General features: G+C 63.4%; 9 protein-coding genes. 7 read left to right on the top strand and 2 right to left on the bottom strand.

Annotated features, from left to right (window positions below; translation table 11 throughout):
- Nucleotide 1: 1 nt before the first annotated feature.
- Nucleotides 2-1,000 carry a CBS domain-containing protein gene (locus tag F8O03_RS14615; protein WP_167516598.1) on the bottom strand — a complete coding sequence of 333 codons (999 nt, stop codon included), beginning with the start codon at nt 998-1,000 and terminating at the stop codon, nt 2-4.
- A 126-nt stretch (nt 1,001-1,126) separates the two neighbouring features.
- On the opposite strand from F8O03_RS14615, the gene F8O03_RS14610 reads away from it, so the two are divergent.
- The 5 genes from F8O03_RS14610 to F8O03_RS14590 all read left to right on the top strand — a co-directional run bounded on the left by F8O03_RS14610 (nt 1,127) and on the right by F8O03_RS14590 (nt 17,068).
- Complete coding sequence (locus tag F8O03_RS14610) at nt 1,127-2,263, top strand: PASTA domain-containing protein (protein WP_167516597.1); 1,137 nt, start codon at nt 1,127-1,129, stop codon at nt 2,261-2,263.
- A gap of 54 nt (nt 2,264-2,317) precedes the next feature.
- A complete protein-coding gene (locus F8O03_RS14605; RefSeq protein WP_151424515.1) occupies nt 2,318-3,079 on the top strand; it encodes a DUF4839 domain-containing protein in 762 nt (253 codons plus the stop codon).
- Between the two features lie 86 nt (nt 3,080-3,165).
- A complete protein-coding gene (locus F8O03_RS14600; protein WP_151424514.1) occupies nt 3,166-6,063 on the top strand; it encodes an SNF2-related protein in 2,898 nt (965 codons plus the stop codon).
- Nucleotides 6,063-10,772, top strand: coding sequence for a DNA methyltransferase (locus F8O03_RS14595; RefSeq protein ID WP_151424513.1), 4,710 nt, complete (start codon nt 6,063-6,065; stop codon nt 10,770-10,772). The genes F8O03_RS14600 and F8O03_RS14595 overlap by 1 nt, the downstream gene beginning before the upstream one ends.
- Nucleotides 10,769-17,068, top strand: a complete 6,300-nt coding sequence (locus tag F8O03_RS14590; protein ID WP_151424512.1) for a DEAD/DEAH box helicase — start codon at nt 10,769-10,771, stop codon at nt 17,066-17,068. The genes F8O03_RS14595 and F8O03_RS14590 overlap by 4 nt, the downstream gene beginning before the upstream one ends.
- A gap of 644 nt (nt 17,069-17,712) precedes the next feature.
- Here F8O03_RS14590 and F8O03_RS18455 read toward each other — a convergent pair.
- Complete coding sequence (locus F8O03_RS18455) at nt 17,713-17,898, bottom strand: hypothetical protein (RefSeq protein WP_244296304.1); 186 nt, start codon at nt 17,896-17,898, stop codon at nt 17,713-17,715.
- Here F8O03_RS18455 and F8O03_RS18450 point away from each other — a divergent pair.
- Both F8O03_RS18450 and F8O03_RS14580 read left to right on the top strand, forming a co-directional pair.
- Complete coding sequence (locus F8O03_RS18450) at nt 17,887-19,329, top strand: 3'-5' exonuclease (RefSeq protein ID WP_244296303.1); 1,443 nt, start codon at nt 17,887-17,889, stop codon at nt 19,327-19,329. The two genes, F8O03_RS18455 and F8O03_RS18450, sit on opposite strands and share 12 nt — an antisense overlap.
- A 603-nt stretch (nt 19,330-19,932) precedes the next feature.
- Nucleotides 19,933-21,282, top strand: a complete 1,350-nt coding sequence (locus F8O03_RS14580) for a hypothetical protein (protein ID WP_151424510.1) — start codon at nt 19,933-19,935, stop codon at nt 21,280-21,282.
- The last annotated feature ends 583 nt before the right edge of the window (nt 21,283-21,865 follow it).

Below are 21,865 nucleotides of genomic sequence, written 5' to 3'. Positions count from 1 at the left end.
GTCAGTTCCGCTCCGGAGGAGATTTTGGGTGTGAAGACTTTGCCGTGGGGATTTCGACACTCTCTCCAAGAGACGCCGCGGTCCTTCCCGCTCCCACTGTCGCAATCACGCGATCCGTCATTCGCACGAGTTGAGGGAGCACAGCAAGCGTGTCTGCCTCGGCTTTTTCGAGAGGCCGAAAGTGCATCAGCTGATTGCGTAACGCCACGACACGTCCGACCTGCTCCTGCATCAGCTTCGGATCGAAGAACGCGTCCGCTCTGCGCCAAACTTCGAGTCTGTTGAGCGCAGTGACCAGCTCGCCGAGGGTGTGCTCGTCGGGCGCTCGGTCCGGTTCACCGTCCGTATCGATAGTCCTATCTGCGAGATCTCGCTGGGTGGCCCAGTTCAGTAACGCCCTCAGTCGGAACTCCAATCTCTCGATGAGCAGGAATGGGCGCGCCAGCTGATCGAGAGCGACACCTAGATCTGCGCTCGTCACGATCCCGCTGAGCGTGCGGTCGGGGCCAAGTACGAGCGCGTATCCCGATTCGTTGATCTTCGGAATCACGTCCAGCAGCTCATCGGTGATCTTGACCGTCGGTGCTTCACGGTCGATACAGTCGCGAAGCTGAGCATTCACGTCGTTCAGCAGGGCTTTCCCGATGCTCTCCCAGGTGACCGCACCAACGGGCCGCCGGCCGTGCAGTACTGGCAATTGCGAGAAGTCGTGAAGTTCCATGAGCGTCCGAGCTGTTGCCACGGAGTCGCTCTCGTTCACTGAAAACACGGGCTCAACCGTGGCACTCGGCAGATAGGCGATGGTGAGGTCGCTGCCTGGTTCTCGCGTTTTGTTCACGAGGAGAAGACTAAGCGCGGAAACAAACCACTTCACCGTCTGCGCCGAGTCGAACGTCCTGCCCGAGACGGAGCCGAGACACCTTGCAAACACCCGGGGAGCACCCGGTCCTATCGCTTTTCCTCCGCATCCGCTTGCATATGCAGAGGTCGTGAGCGTCAAGCTCACGTGCGTGAGAGCGAGACGACGATGACCCCTGACCTCCAACCTCATTGGCGCAGTTCAGATCCCGAGGCTACTTCGACCCCAGAGCGCACCCCCGCTGCCGTACATGCGGCTCGTAGCTGGGTGGCATTCACGAGGTGGCTCGGCAGCAAGAAGGGCCGCTGGCTGACCATTGGGTCGCTCGTGGCGATACTCGCCGTCATCGGCGCGGTCGTGTTGAGCAACCTCACGCACGTGCCCTCACTTGCTGGTGAATCGCTCGCCTCAGGTGAAGGTGAGCTGGCGTCAGCACGACTCGATGTCGGCAACATCGACTGGGTGCCTGGTTTGGATAAGGACTTCCAGATCGTCAAGGCTCAAGATCCCGCCGCGGATACGACGGTGTGGGCCAAGAGTTCGGTCGAGCTTGAGATGGAGGCGGCCCCGGCGACGATCCCCGACTTCCTCGCGGGCGATGTGGCGAACGCGAAGGAGCTGGCTGACGAGCTGGGGATCGCAATCCGAGTGGACTTCCCGTTTTCCGATGCTCAGACTTGGAAGGTTCTCGCGCAAGATACCGCCGCTGGGTCACCTGGGTTTGCAGGCGATATCGTCAAGCTCACGGTCGAAGTCCCTGAGGTCAACGTCCCCGACCTCGCAGGCCTCACCTCCGCAGACGCTGCCTCTGCCCTCGAGGACATTGGATTGAAAGGCAAAGCCCTCCCGACCGATCACGAACCCGATTGGACGGTCGCCGGGCAGTCAGTCGCTGCCGGGACCAGTGTTCCCTTCGGCACAACCGTGGACTTCACTCTCCAAGCGCCGCTCGTGACGGTGCCAAATGTGATCGGCAAGAGCGCGTCCAGTGCAGACTCCGAGCTGAAGGCACTCGGCTTCGTCCCAGCCTCGGCAACCCCCACTGCGCGACCGAATTGGACGATCACGAGCCAGGAACCGGCAGCCGGATCTCCGGTCACTGAGGGCACGACCGTCACATACACGCTGACCGGCCCCACAATCACGTTTGAAGTCACCGGAAACGGCTCGACAGCCATGGTCACTTGGGCTCCCCCGGGTTCTTTCTCGATCTCGCAAGACACCAACGCATCCGTGCCGTGGTCGATGACGTTCCCCGACAATGGCTACGACCGTTACGAACGCGGGAACTTCAACGCGCAGATGATGGACGGCGACAGCATCACGTGCACGATGTACCGCAACGGCGAGGCCATTCTGACGAACACATCAAGTGGGCCGTACGCAGTCGTCACGTGTGGGTGACCCTGCGCGATCGAGAGCATCAACCTTCCATTTGAACCCGAGAGCGGCCGCACTGTGTCCACTGAAAACCAGAAGTTCGAGTCGAAGACAATCCGTGCCATCCGAGGCACGGAGTCCCGCGCGATCGCCAAATGGCAGGCAGACGGATGGGAGGTCGTCGGGCAGTCGGCGGGCCGGTTGAACACCGAGATTAGGCTGCGACGTCCGCAGCCCAAGAAGAACTGGTTCCTCATCGGAAGCATCGCGGCAGCCGCTGCCGCGTTCATCGTGTTCGCGCTCATCATGGCGGCTCTCGAGGGGCCAGAGCCTACGCCCGGCAATGAAGCGGCGGCTACCGACGCTGCGACGGCCAGCTCAGAAGAAAGTTCAGAGAGTACGGCAGCGTCGGAAGCGGCCCCGTCCGCGCCCGAACAGGTCGCGGCCCCACCGGAGATCATCACGTCCAACAACAATTCTGAATTCGCGGCGCTCCTCACTCTCACTGACACCTGCAGCGCAGACATCACCGCCTTCGCCGAGAAGTACGCGGGACAGACCATCGTGTTTGATGCGAGCATCGACAACCTCATACCGCATGGCGACTACGACACTCGGTTCGATTTCCTTGTCACGGCCGGCAATTACAGCATGACGGAGAGCAGCGGACCGAATTTCCTGTTCCGAGACTTCAACTACTCCGACCTGAACCTCACCGGCGCGAACGTTCCGGACGAAATACGAGGAGGCGAGAATGTACGAGTCACCGCTACTCTCGACGAATTTGTCGTCCAGCAATGCCTGTTCCTCGTCGAGCCCGTTGAGACAGCCATGAGGTAGCCAGTCCGGTATCGAGGTCGGACGCAAGTCGGACGCAACCCGGCAGATAGTCTTGAGCAGTCGTATCCGCACGCCGAGGGAGCCAGTTGAGCAACGTTGCCGCATCGTCTGATCTGAATGTCGCCCCCGGTTCGGTTGTCGTGGTTCGCGACGAGGAGTGGCTGGTCGTGAAGGTGGAGCAGTCTGTTGATGGGCAGCTCCTTCGGGTGCAGGGCTTGTCGGGGCTGGTGCGTGACACGTCGGCGTCGTTCTACACGGCGCTCGACAAGATTCGGGTGCTCGATCCGGCTGCTGCCGAGGTGAAGGGTGACCCTTCTTCCGGCTACCGCCGGGCGAAGCTGTGGGTGGAGGCGACGCTGCGGAAGACGCCAATCCCCTTGACATCGTCGGATGTGTCGACGAGTCAGCGCATGTTGGCGGATGCGCTGCCCTATCAGCAGGCTGCTGTCCGTCAGGCGCTCGACCCCGAAAACCTCCGCCCGCGCATTCTCTTGGCGGACGCCGTCGGGCTCGGAAAGACCCTCGAGATCGGCATGATCCTGTCGGAGCTTGCGGTGCGCGGTCGTGCGGAACGGATCCTTATCGTGACACCGAGGCACGTGCTCGAGCAGTTCCAGCATGAGATGTGGACGAGGTTTGCCTTGCCGTTTGTGCGGCTCGATTCGCAGGGCATCCAGCGCTTGCGCCAGAAGCTGCCGGCCGCGCGGAATCCCTTCGCGGTCTACAAGCGGGCCATCATTTCCATCGACACGTTGAAGAACGACCGCTATGTGCAGCACCTCCGCAAACAGCGGTGGGATGCGGTGGTCATCGACGAGTCGCACAATCTCACGAACTCGGGCACGCAGAACAACCGCCTCGCCCATCTGCTCGCCCCGACGACGGATGCGCTGATTCTCGCGTCAGCGACTCCGCACAACGGCCGCAAGGAGTCGTTCGCAGAACTGATTCGCATGCTCGAGCCGAGCGCCGTCCGCCCTGACGGCGAGTTCGACGAGGCCGAGGTTCGGCGACTCATCATTCGGCGTCACCGGAACAGCCCCGAAGTGGCAGAGGCCGTCGGTAGCGACTGGGCTCCCCGTCAGGAACCGAATCACCTGCTCGTCGATGCGTCTCCAGAGGAGAACGCGGTCGCCGACGAGCTCGTGCAGACCTGGCTACACCCAGTCGGCTCGTCGCCCTACTCAGGCCGAAACGGTTCACTCTTCCCATGGACGCTCGCGAAAGCGTTCCTCTCCTCCCCCGAAGCGCTCCGCGAAACGGTTCAGGCTCGAGCCCGTCGCCTCGGTGACGGCTCGGGTGAGATGGCTCGTGAGCGCGCTGCGCTGGAGCGCCTGGCGGAACTTGCCCAGGCCGTGCCGCCCCGCCGCTCCGCAAAGTACCAAGAGCTCGTCAAGCTTGCGAAGAGCATCGGCGCCGGCCCGAGCAGCCCCGAACGACTCGTGGTGTTTGCAGAGCGCGTTGCGACGCTCAAGGCGTTGCAGGCCAACTTGCCGAGAGATCTGCGTCTTCCGTCGGATGCGGTCGCCGTGCTGCACGGTGGCCTGACCGATGAGGAACAGCAGAAGGTGGTGGAGAGTTTCAAGCTTGAGTCGTCGCCGATTCGTATTCTTGTGACCGGAGACATCGCCTCGGAAGGTGTGAACCTGCACGCGCAGTGTCATGAGCTGGTTCACTTCGACATTCCGTGGAGCCTTATCCGAATCGAGCAGCGCAACGGCCGCATCGACCGGTACGGCCAGAAGCACAACCCGCGCATCAGCACGCTGCTCCTGGCGCCAGACAACGAACGTTTCGCCGGTGATTTCCGCGTACTGGCGCGCCTCCTGGAGCGCGAAGATGAGGCTCACACGGCGCTTGGTGACACGGCTTCACTCATGGGTGAGCACTCGGTGGAACGGGAAGAGGCGCAGATCATGCAGATGATCGCTGGCCGGCGCGACCTCAACTCTGTCGTTCGTTCCGTCGACGAGGTCCAGGAGTCGGACGACTTCGACGCGTTCTGGGCGTCGTGGGACGCACCGTTCGACGACATCACACCGGTCGAGCAGAGCGGAAACGGCGCCGGCGCGGGCCTCTTCGCGAGCGAGACCGAATTCTTGTCGCAGGCACTCGAAGAGGTCTACACCGAGCCAGGCGCTTCGCCTCGCGCGGGCGGTGTCGGCTGGCGAAACCACGGCCACGAGGGCATCGTTGAGTTTACCCCGCCGGCTGACCTTGTGCAGCGTCTGAGTGCGCTTCCGCAAAGCTATCTGGACGAGCGCTCCGTCACGTCGTCGTTGAAGTTGGCGGTAACCACCGATCGCGGCAACGACCGTCTGGTGGCGGCCCGCTCGGGCACGCAGAGCTCCCAGTGGCCCGACGCGCATTTCCTGGGCCCGCTGCATCCGGTGGTCGATTGGGCCAGCGACCGCGCGTTGTCGCGGCTCGGTCGAAATCAGATCTTCGCGGTTCGCGGAACTGTCGATGAGCCCGTCGTCGCGCTCTTGGGCACGCTCACCAACGGGCGCGGGCAGGTCGTTGCAGCCTCGCACATGGCGGCGTTCTTCGGCGGCTACCCCGACTCGCTGGCGTGCGTTGTGCAGCCGCACGCGTCCGCAGCCGATCTCTACGCGAGCCTCGGGCTGACGGGTGAGCTTTCGAACCCGGGCGCAGTCGACGTCACGGAGCTGCAGCCGCTGATCGCTCGTGCGGTACGGCAGGCGGATGGCGCGCTTGACGGGCTGTTCGCGGCAGCGACCGCGGAGACCGTTGCTCGCGTGGAGCGTTGGGCAACTCGTGTGGGTGCGTGGGAAGACGACGCGAACGCGCTCGTGCAGCGAAGAGACCTACGTGAGAGACGGATGACCATTGAGGCTGAGCGGAGCCTCGCGGCTGCGATGCAACCGAGCCGTCGACTTGTGCGGCCGCTACTTGTCGTTGTGCCGGAAGCTTGGCCGGTTGCCGGCTTGAACGTATCTGTTTTCCAAGGGGAGGCCCGCTGATGGCGGCAAGCGACGCAATCGTCATCGGTGACGACTGGATCAGCGAGCACTACCTGACGACGGACGCTCCGAGCCAGTCGTTCACGGCTCGAGTGTTGACGAGGCGCAAGGAGTGGGATGCGGCGAAGCAGAAGGGCATCCCTTCGACGCGGTCGCGCTTCACTGAGCATCGCGGTGAACTCGAGCAGGCGTTGGCGTCGTTCGACGGCGCGACGGATGCGACGGACGTCTCTGCTTTCTACGACGAGGTGCTGCGGGTGCTCGGGTATACCTCAGGCGGAGCGCGCTGGCAGGCCGAGGGCCCCGTGCGGCGTCTCGTGTCGGAGCAGGTTGACGAGCCGTCGGCGCTGGTCGTCATCGAGGCGAAGCCAGTTGGCGGCCTCGAGTCGTTGCTGGAGCGGGGCACGAAGGGTGACGCTCCTCAGACGATGCTTATGGACGTGGTTCCAGAGGATGGGGAGCCGATCACGGCCGTCACTCGCCTGCTGACGGCCCTGATGGTGGGCGAGGATGCCCCGCAATTTGCTCTTGTGCTGGCAGGCCGGTGGGTACTGCTGACTGACCGAGAGCGGTGGCCGGAAGGCCGCTATCTCGCGGTGAATCTGCAGCTGGTCGCGGAGCGCAACGATGCGAAGCGCGGCGGCGAGATTGACCGTGCACTGACGATCCTGGATGCCGAGTCGCTGGTGCCCGCGCTCGACACCGGCGAGATCTGGTGGAGCGGTGTTCTCGAAGACTCGTCGAGACACACGATTGGCGTGTCGCAGGATTTGCGCGATGGCGTGCGGAAGTCGATTGAGATCATCGCGAACGAGGTCGTCGCTCGTCGTCGCTCGCAGGGCTTGCCTCCGTTGCCGAAGGACCAGGCGCAGCCCCTGGCGGTGCAGTCGCTGCGGTTCCTGTATCGGATTCTCTTCATGCTCTACGCGGAGGCATCCCCCGAACTTGGTGTGCTGCCGGTCGGCGCGGCCGAGTACGACGAGGGGTACAGCCTTGATCGTCTGCGTGAGCTCGCGCTCGTGGCACCCGACGCGGTCGCGGCCGATGGAACGCATCTGCATGAGTCGCTGAGTGTTTTGTTCCGACTCGTTGACCGTGGGCACTCGCCCCAGGCCCCGGGGCCGCTGGACACGACTGAGTTCGGCTCGACTCTCGACGAGGGCTTGACTTTCCATTCGCTGCGCGCTGACCTCTTCCACCCGAATGCCGTCGCGTTGATTCACGAGACGGGTCTCGGCAACGCCGCGCTGCAAGAGGTGCTGTCGCTCTTGCTGCTCAGCAAGGAGCGGAAGGGGAGAGACCGCGGCTTCATCTCATACGCGGAACTTGGTATCAACCAGCTCGGTGCTGTCTACGAGGGCCTCATGTCGTATACGGGGTTCTTCGCCGAGGACGACCTGTATGAGGTTGCGAAGGGTGGCAATTCCGAGAAGGGCTCGTGGGTTGTTCCCGTGTCTCGAGCCGAGGGCATCGCCGCGGCCGACTTCGTGACCTTTGAGGATGCGGACACGGGCCAGCGCAAGCGCGTGCTGCACCAGCATGGGTCGTTCGTCTACCGCCTGGCTGGCCGTGAGCGCCAGCAGTCTGCCTCGTTCTACACCCCAGAGGTACTCACGAAGTTTGTGGTTTCGCAGGCGCTCGAAGAACTGCTCGATCAAGATGGCGAGACAACTCCAGCCTCGCGCATTCTGGAGCTGACGGTGTGCGAGCCTGCGTTGGGTTCCGGGGCGTTCGCGATCGAAGCGGTTCGTCAATTGGCTGAGCAGTATCTGACGCGACGACAGGCTGAGCTTGGCGAGCGCATCGACCCTGAGTCATACCAGCGTGAACTGCAGCAGGTGAAGGCGTCGATCGCCCTGCATCAAGTGCACGGCGTTGACCTCAACTCGACCGCTGTGGAACTCGCGGAAATTTCCCTCTGGCTCGACACGATGGTCGCCGGCCTCGACGCACCGTGGTTTGGCCTCCACCTGCGCAGAGGCAACTCACTCATCGGTGCGCGGCGGGCAGTGTTCTTGAGAGCAGATGTCGAGCGCAAAGCGCATCTCACCGAAGTGCCGCGCGATGTTTCGGTGGCGGAGCTCAAAACGAACCTGGACGGCGACCGGATCGCCGGTGAGACGAGCGGGAGCATCCACCACTTCCTGCTCCCTCACGAGGGCTGGGGTTCAGCGGTCGACGCGAAGGAAGCGAAACCACTCGCGCCTGAGGCTCTTGCGGCGCTGAAGGCGTGGCGGGGTGAAGTGCGCAAGCGCCCTTCCAAGAAGCAGATCGACTCCCTGACTGCGTTGGCGTTCCGTGTGGAACGGCTGTGGCAGCTTTCCCTGCGCCGAATCGAGATCGCGGAAGAGCAGATCCGCCGTCCCATCGCCGTGTGGGGTGCGGAGCTCCCGGCAGGTGGCGCAGTGACTCGTGAGGAGATCGAAGCGGCACTCAACAACGCCGATGGGGCCTACCAGCGACTCAGATTGGTGATGGATGCGTGGTGCGCCATGTGGTTCTGGCCACTCACCGAGTCCGCAACGCAGGGCGCGCAGCCACCAACGATCGACGAGTGGATTACCGCGCTGGAAGGACTCCTAGGAGTGCACGTGGAAGCGCGCACCGCAAAAGAGAAGCGCGATGCTCTGGCGCGCGCCAAGGGCGGCTCGATCACCCTGCTCGCAAGCGCGACTTGGAACGATCTTGCGCTCGCTGAGGAGATCGAACTCGATCTTTCGGGCGCTCAGCGCGTGGCCGACGTGATCGCCGCGAGCCCGTGGCTCCGAGTGGTGCAATCCATCGCCAGCCGGCAGGGCTTCTTCCATTGGGAGCTCGACTTCGCCGCCGTCTTCGAACGCGGCGGCTTCGACCTGCAGGTCGGAAACCCGCCATGGGTGCGGCCACGTTCCGATGTTGATGCCCTTCTGTCCGAGGGCGACCCCTGGTGGCAGCTCACCAACAAACCGTCACAGGCGCAGATCGCTGCGAAGCGCCCCGAAACGCTGAACCTCCCGGGCATACGTGATCTTGTCGTTGAGGGCACCTCCGACGTCGCGGCAACCGCAGCCTTCGTGGGTTCGCCGTCGCAATACCCGCACCTCACCGGCCTCCAGCCAGATCTCTACCGTTGCTTCATGGAACAAACCTGGCGGAACGGGTCGCCGTTCGGAATCACGACACTCATCCACCCGGAGAGCCATTTCACGGACGAGAAGGCGCGCCCGCTGCGTTCCGAGACATACTCGCGCCTTCGACGTCACTGGCAGTTCATCAACGAGCTGCAACTTTATGCGGAGATCGACCATCATGTTTCCTATGGCGTTCACGTCTATGGAGCGCCCCGTGAGCGTCCGTCGTTCCAGATGGCAACCTCGCTGTACCACCCCGATACCGTCGAACGCTCCCTCGTCCACAACGGAGTCGGGTCTGAACCAGGCCTGAAGAACGCGGACGGCAAGTGGGACGTCAGCGCACACCGCGGACGCATCACCCTCGTCAACGAAGACGTGCTCGCCACCTGGCACGCGGTCCTCGAGGACGAAGCCGTTCCGGTGCGGCAGACACGCATGGTCTACTCCGTGAACACCTCCACCTCGGCCGTGCTCGCGAAACTCGCCGCAGCTCCAAGGCTTGGCCAACTCGGGCTCGAATTCTCACGCGGCTGGGACGAGAGCATTGACCGTAAGAACGGTTTCTTCGAGAAGGAATGGGGCGCGCCGGATTCGTGGCGAGATGTCATCCTCCAGGGGCCACACCTCTTCGTCTCGACGCCGTTCTACAAGTCACCGAACTCGACCATGCTCCACAACCAAGATTGGTCGGACACTGATTTCGAGACGCTCCCGGCGGACGCGATCCCGGTCACCAGCTACAAGCCCGCGGGCGGGCGTGCCCTCTACGATGCGGCCTACACGCGCTGGTCAGACGGTTCCTCCGCCCGCGACCACTACCGCATCGCGTGGCGCAAGATGGCGGCTACAACTGGTGCAAGAACTCTCATAAGTGCACTCATTCCACCTGGGGTTGCGCACATCGATGGTGTTTACACGGCCATACCGAAAGAAGGGTCGCAACTTGTCCCGCTGCTTGCCTCGATGAGTTCGATCCTGCACGACACGTTAATTCGGGTCGTACCGGGAAACAACATTCGTTCCGGTCCCATAGTCCGGCTCCCGCAAGTCGACTTTGGAACGCTCTCCGATGAGGCGGCCATCCGAGTTTTGAGACTCAATGCTCTGACTGACGCGTACGCAACAATCTGGGCCGCGGTGCGTCCAATCGCTACAGAGATAGCACCCTGGGTCGGAGGGATCCAGTACAGCGGCCGACCCGAGATAGGAGATGTAAGCGAAAAATGGAACTCAGACGTGCCGCTCCGCCGCGCATCCGACCGCCGTCAGGCGCAGCTTGAGATCGACGCGATCGTTGCGTTGTCGCTCGGAATCACAGCGGACGAGCTCTGCACGGTCTACCGCACGCAGTTCCCGGTGCTGTACGGGTACGACCGTCGCGAGTATCTGTACGACGCCAACGGTCGCCTGGTGCCGATGCCGGTCCAGCAGGTGTGGCGGAAGAAGGGCGACTCGATTGCCGAGGCGGAACGCACCCACACGAACGCGTCCGACAACACGTACGTGTACGAGCTGCCGTTCGTGAACCTCGACCGGGAGGCCGACATGCGCGCCGCGTACTCGCACTTCGAGCGAATCATGGAGGAACGTTCGTGAGCGAGCTCGTCCCTACCGTCCAAGCGTCCAGCCTGCGCGAGGGGCTTGTCGACTACCTGACGACGGCGTTCTCGCTCACCGACCCGCGCGCGGCCGAGGCGCTGCGCAGTTTTCTCGAGTCGCCGCGGTCTGGCATATTCCGGGGGCCGTTCCTCCGACTCCGACTTCCATTCCAGTCTGCTGACGATGAGTGGCGCCAGCACCTCGGCGAGTGGGCGCAAGATTTCACGCCATACGGGCACCAAGCCGCGGCGTTTACCCGGCTCAGCAGCCTCGGCGAAGGGATCACCCCGCGGCCGACGCTCGTGACCACGGGAACCGGCTCCGGAAAGACAGAAGCGTTCCTCTACCCGATCCTCGACCACGTCATCCGTGCTCGGCGTGGTGGCGAGACCGGAACTAAAGCGCTCCTCCTCTACCCGATGAACGCGCTCGCCAACGACCAAGCGCAACGCCTCGCCCGCCTCATCAGCAGCACCCCAGCCCTCGCCGGCGTCACGGCTGCGCTCTACACGGGTGAAGACACCTCCGGTCGCACGACCGTCACCGCTGACGGGGTCATCACGGAACGATCCGTCATCCGACAAAGCGCACCCGACATCCTCCTCACCAACTACAAGATGCTCGACCAGCTCCTCCTGCGGCACGACGACGCGGGCATCTGGGAACAGAGCGCGCACAGCCTCCGCTACCTCGTACTTGACGAGTTCCACACCTACGACGGCGCGCAAGGCACCGACGTCGCCATGCTCCTGCGACGCTTCGGCCTCCGCCTCAAGTCACTCAACGCTTCCACTTCCTCGAACCCGCTCGGCGACGTCACGCCCATCGCCACGTCCGCGACACTCGGCGACCGGGGCGACCCCGAAGCGATGATGACCTTCGCGGCAACCGTGTTCGGAGAGGAGTTCGGCGAAGACGCCGTCGTCACCGAGTCGCGGCTCGACTTCGACGAATGGCAAGGTCGAGCGGCGAGCCGCATCAGCGAGGCTGGCTTCCGGCCGGAGCCGCTCACCGTCGAACGCGTACAAACCCTCGCTGCACTCGCGACCGATGCGCTCGATTCCCATGAGCGATCGATCGCTGTCGCGAAGGTGCTGTTCTCTCGCACAGGTGACCAACCCGATGAGAGAGCATTCGATGAGGACACCGACCTCCTCCTCGATTTCTCGAAGGCGCACCCCGTCTTCCGCCAGCTCATCGGGCTCTGCAGCGACTCAGCCCAGTCTCTCGACGCGGTCGCAACCGTCATCCTGCCCGGCGAAGCCGCCGATCTGACCACACACCGCGGCGCCGCGCTGCAGTCGATCATCGCTTTCCTCAGCCACGTTCGAGCCATCAGCGGCAGGGCCGCGCTCAGCATCGACCTGCACCTGTGGATCCGCGAACTCACCCGAATCGATCGCACCGCCGCTGGAACCGTGGGGTTCCGCTGGAGCGACGACGGGGCTCGCGAAGTACACGACGATGGAGCCGACCTCGACGGCCTCAGCGCACCCGCGTTCCCCGCCATCTACTGCCGCCACTGCGGCCGCTCCGGGTGGGGCGTCACCCTCGCGTCAGTCGGAGAAGACCTCCACGCCGACGACTCCAGGATCCGAGCCAAGCACGCGGCACACGAAGGACGCTTCCGCGCGCTCCTCACGGCAGACAACGAGGCCGACACCGCGATCCTCGACAAGAACCTCGACGAGGCAATCCGTGGCGGTCTTCGATTCTTCGCCGTCCGCGACCGACGCCTCCTCGACACCATGCCCGGCGATGACGACGAAGACCTCGCCGAGGGCGGCATCCTGCCCGTTCTCACGCTCGTCGGCCCCGACGCCGACTCCAATTCCGCAGACGACCTCTGCCCTGCCTGCGAACAGCCGGACGGCATCCGGTTCCTCGGTAGTGCCATCTCGACGCTCCTCTCCGTGTCCATCTCAACAATCTTCGGCACCGAATCGCTCGACTCCCGTGAGAAGAAAGCGCTCGTCTTCACCGACAGCGTGCAGGACGCTGCCCACCGGGCAGGGTTCGTGCAAAGCCGCTCCCACACCTTGAGCCTGCGCGCAGCACTCGGTCGAGCCATCGCGACCGGTGGCAGCTCCCTCCCAGAACTCGTCGAGGCCGCACTCAACCAAGCCGGAGACGACAAGTTCGACCGCTACCGGCTGATGGACCCGGTCTACGCCGATAGGGACGGATTCAGCGAATTCTGGCGCACCCGCACCCAGCGCGCAGTTCCATCGAGCATCCGAAAGCGCGTCCGCGATCGACTCACCTTCGATGCTGCCCTCGAGTTCGGGCTGCAATCGCACGTCGGCCGTACGCTCGAACGCACCGGAGCGGCAAGTGCACGAGTCGAGGCCGGAACAGCGCAGAAGCTCGCCGCACTCGCCCGCCCGCTGCTCGAAGGGTTCGAGCGCGGCGCGGAGCTCGGTGAGACCGGCGAGGTGACCGACGAGGCCCTCATCGCCTGGGTCCGCGGAATTCTGGAACGTATGCGCACGCGCGGCGCGATCCAGCACCGATGGCTGAACCAGTACCTCAACAGCGATGGAAACCGCTGGCACATCAACGGCGGACGACTCCGTAGCGAAGGCATGCCCGCGTTCCCCGCTCGCCGACCCACCCCCGCATTCCCCCGAGTTGGTGGCGCTGCTCCGACGCGCGGCCGCGACACGCTCGACCCTGTCACCCCAGCACAGAGCTGGTACGCGACCTGGACCCACAAGGTATTACGAGTCTCCCCCAGCGACGGCGGCCGGCTCGCGACGCGCCTCTTCGCGCGGCTCGCCTCCGTTGGCGTGATCGAGAGCATCCGTTCTGAGAGCGGCAGCGAGATCTATGCGCTCTCGCCGGACTCCATCCTCGTCACTCCCGTCAGCGAAGCCGAACTCGCCGACATCCGGCTCCGGTGTGATGTGTGCCGCGACCCTGTTCACGGCGACGCGGAGACCATCGCCGAACTCAACGGCGCACCCTGCACGGTTGTTCGGTGTCCCGGCAAGCTTGGCCTCGCACCAGTCTCAGACAACTACTACCGATCGCTCTATCAGTCAAGGGACATGCGCCGCGTCGTCGCACGCGAGCACACCAGCCTCCTCGAAGCGGAGACACGCCTCGAATACGAAAACGGGTTCAAGAACGACGCGGACGACCCAGGTGCGCCCAACGTGCTTGTTGCCACCCCGACGCTCGAAATGGGCATCGACATTGGTGATCTCTCAACCGTCATGCTCTCTTCCCTGCCCCGCCGCGTCGCGTCCTTCCTGCAGCGAGTCGGCCGCGCAGGACGACTCACAGGCAACGCGCTCGACCTCGCCTTCGTGAGTGGCCGCGGCGAGAACCTGCCGCTCCTCAGCGATCCGCTCCGCATGATCAATGGAGCCGTGCGACCGCCAGCCACCTACCTGAACGCCGAAGAGATTCTGCGTCGGCAATACGTCGCCTCGATCGCCGACCGCTTCGCAGCTGACCCGGCGAGACCCCACCCGCGCCGAGCAAGCGCCGCCATCGCATCCAGCGAACCCGGCACGTATCTTGGCGACCTCATCGACACCTCAGAAGAACACGCCGACGTGCTCCTCGGAGCCTTCCTCGGCACCTTTGATGCACTTTCCGAAGACTCAGAGCTACGTCTGCGCTCGTGGGCGACACCAACAGACGGCCCTGGCACGAGTGCGCTCGCCCAGCATCTTCACCTGGCGTCCGCGAGCTGGCGTACAACCGTCGAAGCACTCGAACGCCGCCGCAAGCAGATCGAAGAGAGCCTCCCTGACCTCGAGCTCCGAGCCAAGCTCGAGCAGGCGGAAGACGAAGACAAGCGGGCCCATCGCACCGCCCTCGGCGCGCTCAAGCTCACCCAACGGCAGCTGAAAGATCTCCGCGGTGAACACTGGATCTCCGTGCTGGAGTCCTACGCGATCCTCCCCAACTACACGCTGCTCAACGACACCGTCACCCTCGACGTCACGCTCAACTGGATCGATCCGGACACCGATGAGTACCACAGCGACGGGGTGACCTACTCGCGCGGGGCATCCGTGGCTCTGAGAGAACTCGCTCCGGGCGCCACGTTCTATGCGCACGGCGCCGCCGTCCGCGTCGACGCCATCGACCTCGGTCACGAGGCCGAAGCCGTGCACCCGTGGGCGTACTGTGCCGCATGTGGATACGCGGTCGCGCTCGACACCGAAGGTGCCCCTCGAGTCGTCACCAGCTGCCCACGATGCGGGGACCGGGCGATCGCCGACACCCGCCAACACATCGACACTGTCGAGCTTGAACGAGTCAGCGCTGAAGTTCGACGAGACGAAGCGCTCATTACCGACTCGAGCGACGAACGCACCAGAGAACGCTTCGCAGTCGTCGTCGCGGCGGACATCGACCGCCGCGAGATGCAGGCGGAGTGGTACGCGGAACGCATAGGGTTCGGGGCAACACTCCTCCGAGCCGTTGACATTCGGTGGCTCAACCTGGGACGCAGTGGAGGCTCAGGAACAGCCAGAACCATCGCGAGCGTCGAAGAGTCCGCGCCTCTCTTCCGTGTCTGCGCACAGTGCGGGAAGCTCGACCGCGCGATCGGTTCGAACCGACGCGAAGAGCACCGCCCTTGGTGTCCGCTGCGCACAACGGTCGGTGAGGACCAGCGAACTGTCGCTCTCTCTCGCACTCTGAGGACGCAAGCCGTCGCGCTCCGGCTGCCACCATCGACCACTATCGGCGACTCGTTTGCCGTACCGAGCCTCGCAGCGGCCGTGCTTCTCGGGCTCCGCGAGCAGCTTGGCGGAGCGCCGGACCACATCCAGATCGTCGCGACCGTCATGCCTGAAGGCGATGGGGTCATCGACACGCTCCTCGTGCACGACACGGTGCCCGGAGGAACCGGCTACCTCGCGGATCTCGCCGACTCGGACCGTGTCTGGGACCTCCTCCTTCGTGCATATCGCATTGTCGGGGACTGCGACTGCAAACTGGACGGACGTCTCGCATGCCACGACTGCCTCTTGCCGTTCGCATCCGGATCGGCAGATGTGGTCTCAAGAGAAACCGCCGTCCGCCTGCTGCGCCAGATCCTCGTCGGGTCTTCAGAAGATGCCCCGACTGACGAGAGCTCCTGGTCAGTCACCAGCGTGGCCCCCGACTCCCACGACCCAGAATCAGTGCTCGAGCAGGAGTTCCGAGCTGCATTCGTGAAACGAGTGATGGCGACGGGCGCTGTCGTGCGAGAAGTTCCGGGCCCGACCGGCAACCGCATCGACGTGACCGGGGCGAGCGGCGGCATCCGCTGGTCGCTCATCCCGCAGAAGGGCAACGGATCAAGCCGCCCCGACTTCACCCTGCAGTCCCAGAAGACGACGATCCCCGAAGTGCTCATCTTCACTGACGGGCATCGGTACCACGCACATCGCGCCAACAACCGACTGGCCGATGACGCGGAGAAACGTGAGATGGCCCGACTCAACGGCGATGTGGTCATCGGCGTCACCTGGGATGATCTCAGGTCCGAGCCAGTCGCCCCAAGCTGGTATAGCGAACAGCAAGCACTGCGAATGATGAACGCCTACGGTTACAACCGTGAGCTGCTCTCCGTGCTTGCCGGGTCGCCTCTCGACTTCCTCCTCTGGTGGATGACAGCGCCAGACCAGCGGGCCTGGTCGACAATCGCGGACGCGGTGCCAGCGTTGCTGCGCAGCGCACAGTCCGTTGACGAGGGGGTCTCTGCTTCCACCCTGGCGTCGGAAGTGGCGAACGGCACATCCGCTCCGGGCGACGTGCGAGCCCTGCGATACCAGAACGGTCCCCTGAGCGTTGGAGTTGTCGCGCCTGCCCCAAATCGCATGCGCATTTCCCTGGTCCTCGATGACTCAGCAGATGCGGTGAGCCGTGACGACCACGCTGCGGCTTGGAGAGAGTGGCTTCGGCTTTCCAACCTGCTGGCTCTGCGCACCTTCGCTGCCGAGATCACGACCACGAGCCTGCTTGCCGAAAGGTCACCGCGCTCTCAGGGCACCCCCGTCGTTGCAGACTTCGAGTTCCCTGCGGGCTGGCAGCTCATCGTCGATGAGCTACCTGAGGAACACAAGCCCTTCGCGCGCGAGCTGGCAGAAGCCGGAGCATCCGCGCCAGTCGTGGGCATGGAAACCGACGAAGGTGCACCTGTCGATTTCGCCTGGCCATCTCAGCGTGTTGCCGCATCACCCGATTGGGATAGCGAGACTCGTGCCGAACTCGAAGCAGCAGGATGGGCGGTGTTCGATACCAACGTTGACGACATCTGCACCGCCCTTGTCCGAACGGAAGGCTGAAGATGCCCACGATTGTCATGACACCCACGATGAATAAACTCGACGGCACGCTCAAGCGAAAAGCGTGGGCGTTCATCGAGAAGCTGACAACCAGCGACGACACCCTCGGCTTGCACATCGAACCGATCAACAACTCCGTTGACTCTCGAGTGCGCACCGGGCGCGTTGATCAGCAGTTCCGAGCGGTGCTCTTCAAGATTCAGGGCAGCGGTCCTGAGGCGTACTACGTGCTGCACGGCGTGTGGAACCACGACGAAGCGATCGAAATTGCGAAGAAGTCGCGCCTGTCGGTGAACCCCGTGAACGGTGTCCTGGAGCTCGTCCAGGAAGAGCCAGTTGCGCCTCCCGCGCCTCGAGCCGAGCCCGTGCAACCTGCCCTTGCTGCATCAGTGTCCGACGCAGAGCAATCTGTCGTGTCACCTGATGCTGCGATAACCCCCGAGACTGCCGCCGAGCCGGTGCTGCGTGCGCGCGGGATCAGCCTGGCCGACCTCACGGACGTGCTTGGCATCGACCGTGACCTGGCTGCTGGGGCCGTCGAAGCAACAAGCGATGATGCGCTGTCCGCGGTGGCGGATCGCGCCGCAGATCAAGTCATCTGGCAGGGAATCGCGCTCCTGGAGATCGCCGCTGGTTCATCGGTCCTAGAGGTCCAACAGTCGCTTGAGCTCGAGCGCGCTGCTGTGGCCCTCGATTCCTCCGATGACGATGCGGTCATCGCGGCGCTTCAGCGGCCAGCGTCGCGCACGGGCTTCTCCGTCCTCGACGACGATGAGCTGCGTCGCGCCATCGAAGAGAAGAGCTTCGACGCGTGGCGTGTGTTCCTGCACCCGGAGCAGCGCGACTACGCGGAGCGGCGGCGGCTGGGGCCGTTCCGTCTCTCCGGCGGTGCTGGTACGGGAAAGACTGTGGTGCTCATCCACCGGGCGCGATCGCTCGCGCGCGCGAACCCGGATGCGCGCATCCTGGTGACGACGTACACCCGCAACCTCGCGGACGCGCTCAAGGCAGATTTGCTTCGCCTCGACCCGTCGATCGTGCTGGCTTTGAAGCTCGGCGAGCCCGGTGTGTTCGTGACAGGTATCGACGCGGTCGCGGCGGCTGTCCTGCGTGACGCGTCCGACTTGTCGGGTGCCGCGCGTGAGGTGCTCGGAGTTGACGCGGCCGGAGTTGCGAAGCGCACGAACAAGAATGAGTGGACGGACGCGTTGGAGTCTGCCGGGCAGAATCTGCCAACGGATGCGCGGTCCGTCCCATTCCTGCAGGCCGAGTACGCCCTCATCGTGTTGCCGAACCGGATCACGTCCAGGGAGGAGTACTGGAAGGCGCGCAGGCCCGGGCGTGGGGTGAAGCTCGATAGGGCGAAGCGCTCAGCTGTTTGGGATGTGGTGGAGACGTACCGACGACGTAGCCGCCTCGACGGATCCATTGATTTCGAGGAGGCCCCGGCGTTGGCCGCTGCCGCACTTGAACGGTCGGGCCAGCATCTCTGCGATCACGTGCTCGTGGATGAGGGGCAGGATCTGACGCCTACTCGCTGGCAGCTGCTTCGCGCTCTCGTAGAGAGCGGGCCGGATGATCTCTTCATTGCCGAGGATTCGCAGCAGCGCATCTATGGCCGGCAGGTCGTGCTCGGGCGTTACGGGATCGGGATCGTGGGCAGGTCTCGTCGTTTGACATTGAACTACCGGACGACGGCGGAAAACCTGGCGTTCGCGGTGGGCGTGCTGTCTGGAGCCTCGTTCACTGACGTGGAGAACACCGAAGCTGTCAGTGCCGGGTATCGCTCAGCTCGCCGCGGGCCGGAGCCGCTCCTGATCGGCACCGAGACCGTCAGCGAGGAGTTGCAAGCAGCCGCGGATCTCGTTGCCGGCTGGTTGAATGACGGTCTGGAGCCCGAAACCGTTGCTGTGCTGACGCGCGACCAACGCCAGCGGCACTTCGTGATGGAAGGACTTCGCGAGCGTGGCGTCCAAGCCCGCGAAGTCGACGCCGGCGAAGCAGGTGTAGGCCTCCCCCTCGTCATGACCATGCACCGTGCGAAGGGCACGGAATTCTCCAACGTGCTGCTCTTCGGGTTGGGTGCACGCGCCATGCCGAGTCCTGTGGCCACCAAGGGCCTCACCGACAGCGACCTCGAAGACGCGCTCCTCCGCGAACGATCGCTGCTCTACGTCGCCGCCACGCGCGCCCGCGATCAGTTGGCGTGCACGTGGAACGGGGAGCGGACGCGGCTGTTGCCTGAAGCGGCGGAGCATTGACCACGTCAGCCCCAGGTTTGTGGACAGTCCTTGGCCATTCGAACACCGGACCAAGGCACTCAACCGTCGTGCGCGCACAAACCAATGCGAGCAAGTGTCCGCACCAGCCTGGGCTCAAGTTCTACTTGCATGCAATCGCGCATCGAATGGCAAATACCCACCGTGAAGAGCTCAGGGGTCGCCAAGTATCGAGTGAGCAAGCTGATGTGCATGCGCGAGCGAACTCGTGCATCATTTCTTCCAGGCAGAGCACCGCTCTGCGCACACCAGGAGGTGGGCCATGTCCACCACGTCGATGACTTCCGACGGAGATGCGCGCGTCCGTGCGGCTCTCGGACAATGGCGAGATTCGCTCGTAAACCTCAGCGGAAATAACCGACTCCTGAATTACAGGAAGCTGAAGACGACGCTCGAGTTCAGCTTCCTGGGACTCAGGAGAACATCCATTCCAGCAGGCCTCACGTCCCGCTTCAATAGATGTGCACGGCAGGAGAGTAATCCCACCGGCGCGATGTACACCGTTTGTCGGTTGTGGGGGCTAGAGTCGCTGACACGAACGTCGAGCTGACAAACGAGGCCAGGGACAGGGTTCTACCGATCACTATGAGCACAGCGGAAACGTCGACGAAGGCCGCCCTTGCGGACAACAGGGCGGTCACGTCGCTACTCATCTCTCAGCCCCTGGAGTGGCGGGTACGCGCCGTGGAAGAACTCGTGATCGACTCGGCGACGTCATGCCAGCGGCGACGGTCGTTGCAGGTTGCCCCTCTGCGCACATTGTTGGCCGACTACGTCACGCCCACCCATGAGACGGCAATATTGGCTCTGAATGTGGCACCGATGCCTCGTGGACCCCTTATGGAGTTCGACATTAAGGGGCCCAACGGGGCTGCCTGGCTTCTGCCCCGCCCCGAGATTGCCAGACGGCAGGCACTCTATCTCGGGGACCTTGCAGCTGCTCACGGGCGCGATTTGTCCGAGCCGGTACTTTCCCTGCTGACGACAATAGTTGGGTTCACCGGAGAATGGTTTTCGCGCAACGGCCCCATGAGTCTTGAGGAGTACCTCGAAGAGGGCCTCGGGCGAAGCATCACAGCAGACACGGTTGGCTACTGGCGCCATATAGGAGACGAGTGCAGAAAGATTCTCCGCCCGCGGGTAGATGAATTCCGCGACTACTCAGCACCAGAAAACCCTGCTCTCGTGATACCAGAATTGTTTGCGGCCAATATCGTGGCAAGCGACAAAGAAGCGTCGAGCTTACTGGCCGAGTATGCCGACCTCCTAGATTTCCTTGAGAGACAAGCTCCAGTCGACGACTTACCCACATACGCTGACGACTTTTTGAACGCGCTTGCCGACTACGGTCGGAACTATGACCTTATTGCAGCAATGGAAGTCCCCTTGGATGAACCATTCATCGTCAAGTACTCGGAACGACGAAACCTAAACATCTCTCTCTTCGCGAACACATCACAGCAGTCCGTCTTCATTGCCGACGCACAATCAAATCATGTAAGCCTGAAGGTCGCAGACCCCAGCGTTCGCCTACGCCAGTTTTCCGCCAAGAACTTTGACTTAAGCGGATACGCGGTCGGCGCGTATCAACCACGACAGGATGACCAGAGCGTGGCGATTTACGCGCATGAGGCCGAGCGTGAGTACCGCGTCAATCTGCAGTTCAGCCTAGCCCCGCTTCGAAGACTAGAGGTGGTGCCGTACCTAGCAGCCGCGATGCTCACACTCCTGACGTTGGCGCTTCTCGAGCAGCAACCCAACACCCTGAGGGACCTGGCGATCATTGCGGGCCCCGCAGCGCTGGCCGCTTCCGTACTACTTGCCCGCGAACCCACAACTTTGGGATCTAGGATCAGACTCCTCAGCTCGACGGCATTGTTCTGCGCACTGACATTCTTATTGATTAGTTCTGCCTATCTCTATCTGGCAGAATGACGAACCCAAGAGCATAGAATCAACGAAGGGAAAATGATGGCCAAGAACACTGGTCGCGGATCACGTCAAGGCGCCGTCAAGAGTCGCTCACAACTGAAAACAACGTCTGGAACCTGGGTAAAGCGTGACACTTCCACCGGACGGTTCGAAGCAGCGAAGAAGGACGGTGGAAAGTTCAAGGGAGTGCGGCGCGAAAAGTAGTTAACACACCCACGCCCCCTCCTTCTTCTGAGGGAACCTCGCGCTAGATAAGCTGCCCCCGACGGAGAATTGACCGCGTCGTCGGCATATGCCCTCGCTTCACCGAGAGGCCCCCATGTCGATGATCTGCTTCACACTCCGCGCGCTTTGACGCAACGCGCCTCGGTGACATGCTCGAGCTCAGAACGTCCTCAAGGGTCGGCAGCAGCTCGAAGTTTGCCTGGTCGCCGTTGACACCTGGCTGTGCCCGCGAACCCTTCACGGGCGTCTTCATGAGCAGCATCCGCCAGCGCACCCACTTAGTCTTCGTCAACCTCGTCTCAGCTCCTTCAAGCGCGAAACCACCGATTGCAGAATACGATCGCCCGCGAGGCCCTAACTC

Source organism: Pseudoclavibacter terrae (assembly GCF_008831075.1).
Lineage (GTDB): Bacteria > Actinomycetota > Actinomycetes > Actinomycetales > Microbacteriaceae > Pseudoclavibacter > Pseudoclavibacter terrae.
This window is presented reverse-complemented; position numbering and strand designations above follow the sequence as displayed.

What these genes read in the sequence shown, in the direction of transcription:
- F8O03_RS14580 (WP_151424510.1), top strand. Translation starts at nt 19,933, where the DNA reads ATGAGCACAGCGGAAACGTCGACGAAGGCCGCCCTTGCGGACAACAGG.
- F8O03_RS14595 (WP_151424513.1), top strand. Translation starts at nt 6,063, where the DNA reads ATGGCGGCAAGCGACGCAATCGTCATCGGTGACGACTGGATCAGCGAG.